Annotated in this window: 6 protein-coding genes and 1 other RNA gene; 3 read left to right on the top strand and 4 right to left on the bottom strand. The window is 41.2% G+C overall.

The features are described 5' to 3' along the window. Nucleotides 1-49 precede the first annotated feature (49 nt). The 4 genes from HYN49_RS13045 to HYN49_RS13030 form a co-directional block, all read right to left on the bottom strand. Nucleotides 50-460, bottom strand: a complete 411-nt coding sequence (locus HYN49_RS13045; RefSeq protein ID WP_108904521.1) for a response regulator — start codon at nucleotides 458-460, stop codon at nucleotides 50-52. Then, nucleotides 444-4,091, bottom strand: a complete 3,648-nt coding sequence (locus HYN49_RS13040) for a PAS domain S-box protein (protein ID WP_108904520.1) — start codon at nucleotides 4,089-4,091, stop codon at nucleotides 444-446. Before HYN49_RS13040 ends, HYN49_RS13045 begins: the two co-directional genes overlap by 17 nt. Nucleotides 4,092-4,787: 696 nt before the next feature. After that, nucleotides 4,788-5,187, bottom strand: a transfer-messenger RNA (tmRNA) gene (gene ssrA, locus HYN49_RS13035). 215 nt (nucleotides 5,188-5,402) lie between these two features. Next, a complete protein-coding gene (locus HYN49_RS13030; protein ID WP_245892196.1) occupies nucleotides 5,403-6,584 on the bottom strand; it encodes a serine hydrolase domain-containing protein in 1,182 nt (393 codons plus the stop codon). Between the two features lie 299 nt (nucleotides 6,585-6,883). On the opposite strand from HYN49_RS13030, the gene HYN49_RS13020 reads away from it, so the two are divergent. From HYN49_RS13020 to HYN49_RS13010, 3 genes are all read left to right on the top strand, one after another. Further along, on the top strand, nucleotides 6,884-8,107 hold the full coding sequence (locus tag HYN49_RS13020) for an NAD(P)-dependent oxidoreductase (RefSeq protein WP_108904517.1): 1,224 nt from the start codon (nucleotides 6,884-6,886) through the stop codon (nucleotides 8,105-8,107). Between the two features lie 73 nt (nucleotides 8,108-8,180). Further along, nucleotides 8,181-9,569 carry a peptide-N-glycosidase F-related protein gene (locus HYN49_RS13015; protein ID WP_146185104.1) on the top strand — a complete coding sequence of 463 codons (1,389 nt, stop codon included), beginning with the start codon at nucleotides 8,181-8,183 and terminating at the stop codon, nucleotides 9,567-9,569. Between the two features lie 107 nt (nucleotides 9,570-9,676). Continuing rightward, nucleotides 9,677-12,412, top strand: a complete 2,736-nt coding sequence (locus tag HYN49_RS13010) for a helix-turn-helix and ligand-binding sensor domain-containing protein (RefSeq protein ID WP_108905083.1) — start codon at nucleotides 9,677-9,679, stop codon at nucleotides 12,410-12,412. The last annotated feature ends 61 nt before the right edge of the window (nucleotides 12,413-12,473 follow it).

The following is a 12,473-nucleotide window of genomic DNA, read 5'->3' as shown; positions in this document are numbered from 1 at the left end:
TCTGATATTATATAAGATAATAAAGTAATGCTATTATCGGTATAATCTTTTATCCGGCAAGCTTTGACAGGAATTGGCTGTTTATAGGCTTTACGTGCAATTCCACGACATTCGCATCTTTTTTAGCACGTACCAAATCATGCGGATCGATCGTCGATGACACGATGTACACCGAACAATGATTTTTCAGCGTGCCTGAAAAATGGCTGTACGCTTCCATGAATTCGAAACCGGACATTTCCGGCATATAGATATCAAGGAAAATGAATTTTGGCAGTGCTTCAATATTCTCCTGATTCAAACCAAGATAACTTAGGGCCTCCAGCGGATTTTCATAAGACATTACCTCAGGGCAAAACGGATCGTGCTGCGCGAGGATTTTTTTTGCAATATAACGGTCGATATCGCTGTCATCGACAACCATAACACTTTTACACGGAACATCAGGAGTGGATTTCATGACTTAGATTTTTTAATGTTATTGTAAATTTGGTACCCCTGCCTTCCGCGGAATCAATTGCAATGCTACCGTTCATTTTCTCTATGCTTTCCCTTACTATATACAATCCGATTCCGGAACCATTGCCGGTGTTGGCCAGACGGAAGAACATGTCAAATATTTTGGCATGATGTATTTTCGCAATACCGATGCCGTTGTCCTCAATTTGCAGTTGAAGGGTTTGTTCGTCAACAGTGCCGGATATTTTTATAAACCTATCCGGGATTTCTTTTTTATGGTATTTGATGGCATTGGAAATCAGGTTCTCCAGGATGGTAGTAAAACGCTGGCTGTCGGAATAAAACGTAAAGTCCTCAACAATATCAATTTCGAGCCGTATGCCGTCCGCCTCCTTTGCTCCTGAAAGCATGGTTACGATTTCATTGACCGTTTCACTGACGCGAATCTCTTCGCTTCGTACTTCAGTGCGGTTGTTCCTGGAATAGCTAAGGATATTCCGGATGAAATTATCCAGCCTTGTAATACTGTTTTTGATCATGCCGATATGCAGCAACGTATCTTCTTCCTTACTTTCTGCCTCAATCAGGCCGGTAAGTCCCAATACGGACGTCAGTGGCGAGCGTAGGTCATGCGATACACTGTATACGAATCGATCCAGCTCGTTGTTGGTCTTTTGAAGCGATTCATTATTGAGGAGCAATTGGCTTTCAATAAGTTTACGGTTTGTGATATCCTGATGTGAGATCACGATGAGCGTTTCATCGCTCTCAAACTTACGGACAAGCATTGAAAACCATCGTTCTTCAGTTTCGGAGTGGCATGGGTATTCATAGTAAAAGTCTGTTAGCGTTCCCTTTATCACTTCCTTAATCTGCTTAAGCACGTTGGCTGCATCCATATCACCATTTTCTGATGCATTGCGGAATGTCTCAAAATAGTTTTTTCCCTCACTGGTGCTTTTCAATCCGGAATCACTATTTTCTATGGCAAAGCGTCTCCAGGAATCGTTCACAGTAATGATTTGGCCGGACGCATTGACGACAGCGATATGGGCACTTAAAGAATCCAATATACCGCGGTTGAATATATCGCTTTGGCGTAATAAATGCTCGGCTTTGATCCGTTCAGTGATATTTCTGGAATGGCAGGCGGCACCAATAATCTCATTTCCTTTTCGGATGGGACAGAAAGAAATTTCGGACCAGAACTCTTCCGGGTGGGTATTGTGCTCAAGAGTGGTAAACTGTTCTCCGGAAAAGGCACGTTCATAAAATTTACGAAATCTCAACGACTGCTTCCGGTTGCCGCTGTTTTTAAGCACATCAATTCCTTTTTTGACTGCTTTGCCTGAAAGCTTCTTAACGAACTCATCGAATGGCAGGTTAGAAGTGATCAACTTATAATCCCTGTCAATGCTCCACAATAAGTCATTCGTGTTGTTAATCAGGGCGTTCAGGTTGTTTCGGTCGAACTCCTGCTGCTGCTCCAATAACTTTTTATCTGTTATATCCCTGAAATTAGATACCATTGCCCCAATTCCCGGTTCGTTTAGCATATTGGTGACACTTCCTTCAAACCAAAGCCAACGCCCATCCTTATGCTTTTTGCGGTGTTGAAAATTAAAAGTTGCACCCGCAGTGCCAATGATTCGGTTCCTGCGATCTGTAAATGCCCGAAGATCGTCCGGATGTATAAGGTCTAACAATGAGGTGTGAAGTAACTCTCCGATGCCGTAGCCCATAATTTTGGTCAGCGACGGACTACCATAAATAATCTGACCGTCGGAGGTTGTCAGCGTTTTGATGTCGACACTTTTTTCTATAAGGGCCCGGAATAGTCTTTCATTTTTCTCAAGAAGTTCCTCAGTGGCCTTATGGAGTCTGGCTTTTTCAAAATTTTCAAGCGCAAAAGATATGTCATCGGCTACTTCCAGTAATAAGGCGGTTTCTTCTTTATCAAAAAAATCTATAACGCCCGATTGCAATCCAAATACCCCAACAGTTACACCGAACTTCTTAATTGGAAGCGCAATGGATGATTGCACTCCGCATTCGCGCATGTAAGGTTTCCAGAATGCCATTTCATCATTGTTCATGACATCATTGATGATGGTATACTTCCCCGAACGGAGGACAATCTCAGTGGTAGTACCTGCAAGAACCGGATCGTCTACGTGCTGATGGCTGAACCTGGCAGCAAAAGCCATACCCTCCTCGGTGCCGGCCGTGCTTACCCTTTTAATGTACTGACCATCGAGCAGTTTGATCCAGGCAAGTTTAAATCCACCAATATTGTATGCGCTTCTACAGATATTGTCCAACAGTTCCTGCTCGTTATTGATTTGTACGATATTCTGGTTAATCGCGCTGGTAAATGCATACAGCCTGTTGGCCTTTGTAAGTTTTTCTTTTGCCTTTAATTGTTTCCCTGTATCCCATGATAGGATAAAGAGGCCCTCCGGAACGGGTTGGATACTTAATTCGAAATTGCCTGTCGAACCATCGGGAAAAATAAATTCGGTTTCCATTTTCTCAGAAATACGTTCCCTCATACAGCGTTCCAACGTGGCAAACACCGGTGTCTGCTCTATGCCCGGAAATTTGTCCATTATTGTATAACCTATCAATTCCTCTTTCTGATAAGTAGTGTATTTAACCAATGCATCATTGACATACGTGTAGCGCCAGTCAAAATCATGAATTTGCGCTCCCTCGATCATGTGGTCCAGTGTATACCTGAATTGCTGCTCGTGTTGCAATAATAATTTTTGTGTCTCCTGCTGTTTTTTTACCTGTTCAAATATATCCAGCGCCTGTGATATGTCAGTCGTAATTTGTTCAAGTAATGTGATTTCATCATCTGACAAATGCGATTCTGCCGAGTAAAGGCTGAAAAGCCCTATGATTTGCCCTGACTTCCTTATCGGAAGTAAAATACAGGAGGTGATGGAGTGTTTCCGGGCGTATAGTCGCCATGGCTGAAGCTCTGTGTCGTTTTGAATATCGGTTGAAATATAATATTTTCCTGACTTCACAATGTAGGCAAGTTGGTCGTTTGGTTTTTTAAGTGCTTCATGAAATAGTGCCAGTTCTTCCTCCGGGATGCCACTTTGATCTACCATTGTCAGGACCTTCAGGTCGGTATCGAACAGGCCAATCCATGCCATTTTAAAATCGCCAAATCGCAATGCAAGGCTGCAGCAATCCCTGAAAAGTTCATCTTCATCCTTAACAGTTACTATTTTCTGACTGATATGTGTAAGCAATGCGTACAACTCATTGGCTTTTTTCAGTTTGTTTTCCTGTTCTTTTCTTTCAGTTATATCTAAAGAGTAGATACTGATGCCTTCATCACAAGGTTGTACCCGAAGGTCGAACCAACATGAAACACCATTTTCATAAACAAATTGATTTTCAAATCGTATCGCTTCTCGTGTTGCCATACTTTCTTTCAGCATTGAAAAAAAAGGCAAGGTCTCTATTCCTGGGAAAGCGCACATCATCGTGACCCCAATAAGTTCTTTCCGGACTTTTCCGGCATGGGCTAATGCAATGTCATTTAGGTATATATATTGCCAATTGAAATTGATGATTTGTAAGCCTTCAGGTAAAAAAATGACATTATTTGGCATGTAAATAATATAGAGCGATTATTTTAAATTGACAAAGGTAACAAATCGACACTCTTTAACATTTTATTTAGTGTATTATATAATTTAAATAGGCAGAATAACGATATTACACGATTAATGCGAAAAATTATGACGTATTAGGCTACATTTTATCGTATAAATAAATGCAAAGGCACGAGCGCTGCCTGATTTTCGTAAAAGTAAAATGGCTATCGGTACTTTATGTAATTGAATTTCTGGGAAAGTTTTGAAGTCTATTGAATTTTACAAATTGATGTTAAGGCTATAAAATCTAAAATTCAGCTACTTTCCATCGTTTAGACAAACTTCAGGATTTATTGGTTGACGACGTGATTTCTGCCGAAGAGTATGGTAAAAAGAAAATGCAATATCAAAATGAACTTGACGATTTGAATAAGTCGATAAAAGTCAATGTGACTAATAATTCCGAATTAAAAAAGATGATAGCTAACGGGATTGATTTATTAAGCAATATTCGCTCAACCTACCAAAATGCTGATGTTATCAGAAAACAAAGGTTGCTGAGTTCGATATTCCCCGAAAAAATTGAATTTTCAGAAAACAAATGTCGAACTCCGAGAATCAACGATTTACTCCTTCTTATTTTATTGAATAACAATAAGTTACAACAAATAAAAACGGGACAAAACGATAAAAATATCATCTTGTCCCGTCAGGTGGAGTCGCCGGGAATCGAACCCGGGTCCAAACAGGCAACCAAAGGACTTTCTACATGCTTATTTCCTGATTGGATTTTCGTCATCAGCTGTGGCCAGGAACAGCCGACTGATGCTTAGCTTCTTAGTTGTCAGGATGGCGCCGAAGCTTCAACATCCCTAGGTCTATTTTTACGGTTCCCCTTTAAAGAACGCCACAGACCAGGGCTTTCAAGGAGAATCCAGCTTCCCTGCCTTGCAGAGACGTGGCTCATCGTACTATAATTCGGATTAAGCAGCTAAAGCGTAGTTATTTTCGCCGTGTAAAAGTGTTGGGACTTTTGGATTAACGAGAAATTGTCCCCATTCTCGGCATGCTTATCGTTCAATTCGACCTGCTGTCAAAACCAGTCGACCCCAATAAGGAGCGCAAATATAGTTGATAATTATGAATTAAGAATTACGAATTACGAATTTATATCGAATCTGACGACTGCCGATCGTTTACTGTTTTTGGGCGTGCCCCTGCGGGTCGGGCTGTCCGCTGTAGTCCTCGCCTTCCAGGCTCCGGGCTGCCTCTTCCATCCCTCACGCGGCAGTTACCACGCATCACGTTTCTGCTTCCAACTGATTACTATTCCTCGCCGTCCGCCTTGTCCACCTTCACCGGGTAATCCCCAAATGCCGGAGCCAGTTTCCAGGCCTGGTAAGTCGATTTGCTGTATTTGTTCGAAATTGCGATGATGGTCACTGTATCCTTCTTCAGCTTAATGTAAGATGAGGTATTGCCATGCCACCAGCCATTATGATAATACATTTTCTGTCCTGTCGGCCATTCATACATCCTGATCCCGAGGCCGTAATTGCGGGTGCCTTTGTGTTCGTAACTATAACCTTTATACACTTTTTCCACAAGGCCTGCGCTCAGGAAATTCGGGGAATACGTAGCCATGTCAAATTTCAGCAGGTCACGCGGGGTAGAATACACATTTTTATCGCCATAGGTGCCGTCAAGATGGTCAAACCGCAGGCGCATATTGCCTTTGTAAGTCTGGCTCACATTGTCTTTGTCTTTCATATCAAAAACGAACGTATTGCTCATTTTCAACGGTTCAAACAACATTTTTTTCATCGCTTCAGGATAGGTCATCCCGGTAATTTTCTCAATAACCAGGGCGAGCATGGCATAATTCGTATTGCAATACGCAAAGCGTCGCCCGCTCGGGAATTGCTGCGGGAAGTGGTGTTCGTTCATCAAATTCAGTACATCCTGGTTTGTCAGTGTTTTGGAATGGTCCCAAACGCCTTTCTCATCACAGAAATAAGCATAATTAGGCAATCCGCTGCGGTGGTCGAGCAAATCCTGAATGGTGATATCAGGATAAGGGAACGGGGTAAGTATGGTACTGACATCCTGTCCAAGGTCAAGCTTTCCTGCGTCAATCAACCGAAGGACGAGCGCTGCAGTCAGCACTTTTGTCATTGAAGCAATGTGTATCGGGGTTGTCGCCGTGATATCAAGCTTTTTTTCGATGCTTGAATACCCCTGGTAATTTTCATAAATGATCTGCCCGTTCTTGGCCACCAGGAAACTGCCGTTCATGCGGTTGCCCCAGGTTTTATTAAAGAATGCTTCTACTTTCTGCCTTTTCGCTTCTTTATAGGCAGCGCTTATTTTTGGCATCTGCGTGTCAAAAGGATTGTCTTTCCGGTACGAATCGGCCAGGTTTGCGGCAGGATCCTTTTCCCTGCAGGAGCAGAAAAACAGGCTAAAACCCAGCATTGAAAATAAGACAGAAGCGCGCAACCAATTCATTTTTTACGTATATGTTATGATAGCAAATATAAAAGAATGAGGCATTTCTGCAGCGAATTTTAAGCAATACTTAGTATAATTTCCGGCAGTTAAATTTAACCCCTTAAATGTCAAAAAATTGCAGGATAATTTTTTTTTCAAAATGATTTTGCCTCCCGTTTTAAATGTTATATTTGTAACAAAATATTGAAAGAGAGTGAAAATATTCTGCAAGAATAATCGTTTTGTTAATTGCCAGAATATTCTAAAATAAATTAATAAAAAATCAAACATAATGATTTGATTTTTAAAATTGCGCTATGAAATTCGGAATTATAAAAGAAAGAAAAAACCCGCCTGACAGAAGGGTAGTCTTTACCCCTGAGGAATTAGTACGCCTTAAAACCCAACATCCGGAAGCTGAAATCAAAGTCGAAAGTTCTGATATCAGAATCTTTAAAGACCAGCAATATGCAGACCTTGGCCTGGAAATCAGCACAGACATGAGTGATTGTGATGTGCTTTTCGGTGTAAAGGAAGTGCCTGTTGATGCGTTGATTCCCGGTAAAAAGTACTTCTTTTTTTCACACACGATCAAAAAACAGCCGCACAACCGCAAACTGCTTCAGGCCATTCTAGAAAAAAAAATCGATTTATACGACCACGAGACTATTGTCGACAAGCATTTCAAGAGGCTTATCGGTTTTGGGCGTTATGCAGGGATTGTAGGGGCTTATAACGGCATGCGCGCTTTTGGGATTAAATTTGAACTGTTCAGCTTGCCTAAAGCCGAAACATTGGCGCATAAGGAAGACCTCGTGCAAAGGCTGAAGCGTTTGGTGTTGCCACCTATCAAGATTGTGCTTACGGGCCATGGGAAAGTAGGCAGCGGGGCAAAGGAAATCCTTGATGCAATGAAAATCAAGCAGGTTTCCATAGAGGATTACCTGACCAAAAATTTCGCCGGGCCTGTTTATACGCAAATCGATGTGTTGGATTACAACAGGCGCGCTGACGGGAGTACTGCAAGTAAAGGAGATTTCTACAGCAATCCGGAAGCTTATGTGTCTGATTTTGAAAGATTTACAAAAGTTTCCGATATTTTCATTGCAGGACATTTTTATGCCAATGACGCGCCGGTAATACTTACGCGCAGCATGCTGATGGCACATGATAATAAAATTAAAGTCATTGCCGATATTTCCTGCGATGTGGATGGCCCGATTGCATCAACGATTAAGGCTTCGACTATTGCCGATCCGCTTTATGGTTACCTTCCGTCAAAGCACGAGGAAGTGGATATTTTCCATCCGGCAGCCATTGTAGTAATGGCGGTAGACAACCTTCCATGCGAATTGCCGAAGGATGCGAGTGAAGGATTCGGTGAAATGTTTATGGAACACGTAGTGCCTGCCTTTTTCAACGGTGACAAGGACGGCATACTCCAGCGTGCGAAAATCACTGAAAACGGAAAACTTACAGAACGGTTCAAACATTTGCAGGATTATGTAAATGGTTATGAGTTAGAAAAAATCCCGGTTTAGCCGGGATTTTCATTTTAGTGAAATTGGATTTAATTAGTATCTTTAGGCGCTACTAATCCAAATACACTAAACGATGAAAAGAACATTACTTTTTTTAATGGCCTGCCTTTTCCTGAATACTTTTGACAGCAAGGCATCGACTACACCCGTACATCATTTTCCAGCTAAAAAGGCACTTACCATTTACAACCTGACCGTATTCGACGAAATCCTTTTCTTCGACGGTTATGCCGCAACAGTTTCAGCACCAACGCCACCTCCTGGTGTCATCCGTCACAGGAATGATTTATATGCTAAAATGCTTACAGAAGATGAACTGGCTTCATTTGGCCCATCAGTTACGATGAATGTGACTGTAAAGGCGTCCTGTGATAATTACGACCGTATTGGTAATGTCAACCTGGCTTTTGTGCCAAAAGGAGCGGCTACTTATAATCCTAACGATGTGCAACGCATTGAATTAGGGCGTTTCATTACCCCATTTATGAATAAAAATGCTACGCCTAATGAGGTGCCATATACTTTTAACGTATCCAACATATATAAGATTTTTAATGATCCATCCATTACTGCAGTATATGATATCTGGGTGGAATTGGAAATCTTCGGTGTGCCTTATGCGGCACAAAATGAGATTGCGGGCTGTTCCGGCCGCAATGATGTGTTTTTCGGGACATTGGAATTTGTATCTGATACCGATGCTATTGGAGAAAGCGGATACAATTATTTATTGCCGCTGAATTTTAAGAAAGATCTCAACAATTATGCCGCAGGTGCGACGGATGTAATAGGGCAAACGGTAAGGACCATTAACTTTAATCTTCCGGCTGCAGTCAATAACGCCAGTTTTTATCTGATTACTTCTAACCATGGCTCAAATTCAGGTGGCGAAGAATACAACAGGAGGAACCATTTTATTTACCGGGATAACAATCTGGTTTTAATTTACCAACCGGGTAGCCCCACATGCGAGCCTTTCAGGATGTACAATACCCAGTCTAACGGAATTTACGGTCCCACGCCCCTAACACCGGCCGAATGGCAGTCTTTCAGCAACTGGTGCCCTGGGGACGTCATTCCGATCAGGAGGATACCGCTTGGAAATTTAGCAGCCGGTGCACATTCTTTCAAGATTACTGTTCCGTCGGCGCAATTCGTCGGCCAGCAGGGATACATACCGGTTTCAGTGTACCTTCAGGGAAATATGACAACACCTTTGTCAACATCGGATATCAATGAAGCGAGTTTTACCCTCTATCCGAATCCTGCAAACGATTATGTAACGATCCAATCAGATGCCCAGGTAAAGGATGTCAAACTATGTAATGTCCTTGGGCAGGAAATCCTTAAAGGAAATTCAGGAGGACAAATTGACCTGTCTTCACTGCAGTCAGGCGTATATATTGTCCAGATCCGTTTTGCTGACGATAAGGTTGCCGTCAAGCGGTTGATAAAAGAATAATCCTTAATATATTATCTAACAATTCCGGCCCTTATCCAGCCGGAATTTGTTGTTAAGTAAGGTTTGCTATCGGAAATGTATTTATATTTGAAAAAATCATATTGTTCGTGAAGCGGATTTTAATTATTGCCTTTTCCTTCGTTTTTGCTGCAGCCCATGCTCAGGAACTGCTTCCGTTTGTCGAAAATTTTACCAAGACCGAATATGGGGGAGACAACCAGAACTGGAACGTAGCCCAGGGGAATGATAACGCGATATATTTTGCGAACAACCATTATTTCCTGCGCTATAACGGCGTGAAATGGGAAAAATATACGCTTCCTAACAAAACGGTGATCCGTTCGGTTTTTATAGATGGGGATAAAATATATACAGGTTCTTATAAGGAGTTTGGTTATTGGAAAAGGATTCAGGGGAAAATGAAATATTTTTCACTTACAGGCAAAGATTTGTTCAGCGGTTCCGATAATGAGGAAATATGGAAAATCTTCAAGCTGAATGGACGGATTTATTTCCAGTCGTTCAATGAAATTTTTATTTATGACCAGGCCGGAATCCGGAAAATCAGATTTCCTTTTCAGATTTCATATTGTTACATTGTTGATAATCAGATTTATGTAGCTTCTGTGCGACAAGGGATTTACGTGATGGATGGTACGCATTTCACCAAAAAGGCACATTGGTCCCAAGTAGACAATAATGTCATCCACCACATCGAAAAATCCAACGGGCGGATTTACGTCTTTACGAAAACAAATGGCGTGTATGTCACTGAAAATGAGCGATTGGTGCCTTGGGACAATCCGCTGAACGACAAGCTGAAGCAACAAGTGATCGTAACGGCCAAATTCGTAAACGACAGTACACTTGCCGTGGGTACCGGGCTTCAGGGCTTATATATTGTCGATTTAAAAGACAACTCCTATAAAAATTTCAACCGCGAAAATACGCTGAGGAATAATGCGGTGCTTTCCATTTTAGTGGATAAGGAAAATGACATATGGCTTGGACTTGACAATGGTATTGCGCATGTCGAGATCAACTCGGCGATTAATGTATTTTCCGACAATCTCGGGATTCTGGGTTCTGTTTATGGAATTTCGACAATTGATGACGGGTATCTCTTTGTCACCAACCACAGCGTTTTTATTTACAGGGATAAAAAATTACAGTCCATACCAAACTCACAGGGGCAGGTTTGGGATATTTATAAAATCGACAACCGATACATTATCGGACACAATGACGGTACATTTATATTTGACGGAAAGAACCTTAAAAAGGTAAATAATGTCAATGGTGGATGGAGTTTTTATAAAAGCGACTATGATCATGTATATTTTCAGCCGAATTATGCAGGAATTGCTTACTATACGGATGCCAATGATTTCTCAAAATCAAAATTCCTGTCAAAATTGACCAAACCTATCAGGAATGTTGCGCAGAATAAACCCAATGAACTTTGGGCTGCCGACAATTACAGGAGCCTTTACAGGATCAGGTATGACGACAATTTCAATACCATTGAGATTGGAAATATTTCGCAGCAAAACGGGCTTACGAATGATTTTGGGGTCAAGATTTTTACTTATAAGAACGAGATTTTGTTCCTTATCAATAAAGTTTGGTATACGTTCAATGCCATCTCTGAAAAGTTGGTTAGGGACAATATCTTCAATAAGTCTTTTCGGAACATTTCGGACATCATCCCGATTGATGATGAGAATTTCATTGTCGTAAATGCGGGTCTGCTGTATGTGATTTCTCAGGTGAATAATGAATTTGTATGGGAATTGATTCCTGAAAAATATTATGAAGGGAAGCTCATTTTTGAAAGCTCTAAAGCATACAAGACAGGCAACAAAATACTGCTGAACCTTGACGACGGATTCATATCATACGAACTTGGCCAATCGGAGCACCGCGCAGATGTGGTGCGTATTGAAGCGTTCTATCAGGGTAATCTTATCAACGATAATACTGACATCAAATACAATCAATCGGTCGAGATCAACGTCATTCCCGGGAATTATGGCTATAACAGGCAGGATTTGTTTTACAAGCTGAATGGTTCAGGCGATTTTCAGCGGGTCATAAAGGGGAATCTGGTGTTGAATAATTTGCACAGTGGCAACCAATTGGTCACTTTTTATTTCTTCAACGGGAAAGATTACATTAAGGTAAAAGATTTTAGGTTTGATGTGGACAATCCGTGGTATTTTTCGTGGTGGATGATATTGATTTACATATTGATCATATCGGGTAGTTTCTTTTTGTATTACCGCTGGAATAAATTTCGCTATATGCAGAAGTTACAGCTTAAGGAAGAAGAACTCAAACATGAGCAGAAAATACTGGAGTTAGAACTCAAAGCCGAAAACGAGCTCAACGTGCAGGAGTATGAAAAGCATATCCTTGAACTCGAGATCCAAACGAAATCCAGCGAGGTTGCGGGTAAATCGCTTTCGATTGCAAAGCAGAGCGAAATGATTGAGAACATCCAGCATTTACTGGAATCAGAAGATGATATTTCTAAGTTGAAGAATGAAATCAGGAAAGTGGTAAAAATCAATTCGGTCAACAAACACGAGTGGGAAACCTTTGAAACCAACCTGAACCAGATCCATAATGAGTTTATCATTAACCTGACAAAAAAATTCCCAAGCTTAACTTCAAAAGACATCCGGTTGTGCATTTATCTTAAAATGAATCTCTCTTCGAAAGAAATTGCACCGATGATGAACATCTCATTTCGCGGGGTGGAGCTTCATAGGTACAGGCTTCGTAAAAAGCTGAATTTAAATCAGGAGGAAAATCTTAATAAATTCATGCTTGCCATTTAAGAAGCGATTATGGTACAGTATAAAGCTGCAGTACACTACTTCTTCTACATTATTATACTAC

The organism is Flavobacterium pallidum, assembly GCF_003097535.1.
Classification (GTDB): Bacteria; Bacteroidota; Bacteroidia; order Flavobacteriales; family Flavobacteriaceae; genus Flavobacterium; species Flavobacterium pallidum.
The sequence above is the reverse complement of the archived record's forward strand: the minus strand, read 5'-3'. Positions and strand labels throughout refer to the sequence as shown.

What these genes read in the sequence shown, in the direction of transcription:
- HYN49_RS13030 (WP_245892196.1), bottom strand. Translation starts at nt 6,584, where the DNA reads ATGAATTGGTTGCGCGCTTCTGTCTTATTTTCAATGCTGGGTTTTAGC.
- HYN49_RS13040 (WP_108904520.1), bottom strand. Translation starts at nt 4,091, where the DNA reads ATGCCAAATAATGTCATTTTTTTACCTGAAGGCTTACAAATCATCAAT.
- HYN49_RS13045 (WP_108904521.1), bottom strand. Translation starts at nt 460, where the DNA reads ATGAAATCCACTCCTGATGTTCCGTGTAAAAGTGTTATGGTTGTCGAT.
- HYN49_RS13020 (WP_108904517.1), top strand. Translation starts at nt 6,884, where the DNA reads ATGAAATTCGGAATTATAAAAGAAAGAAAAAACCCGCCTGACAGAAGG.
- HYN49_RS13015 (WP_146185104.1), top strand. Translation starts at nt 8,181, where the DNA reads ATGAAAAGAACATTACTTTTTTTAATGGCCTGCCTTTTCCTGAATACT.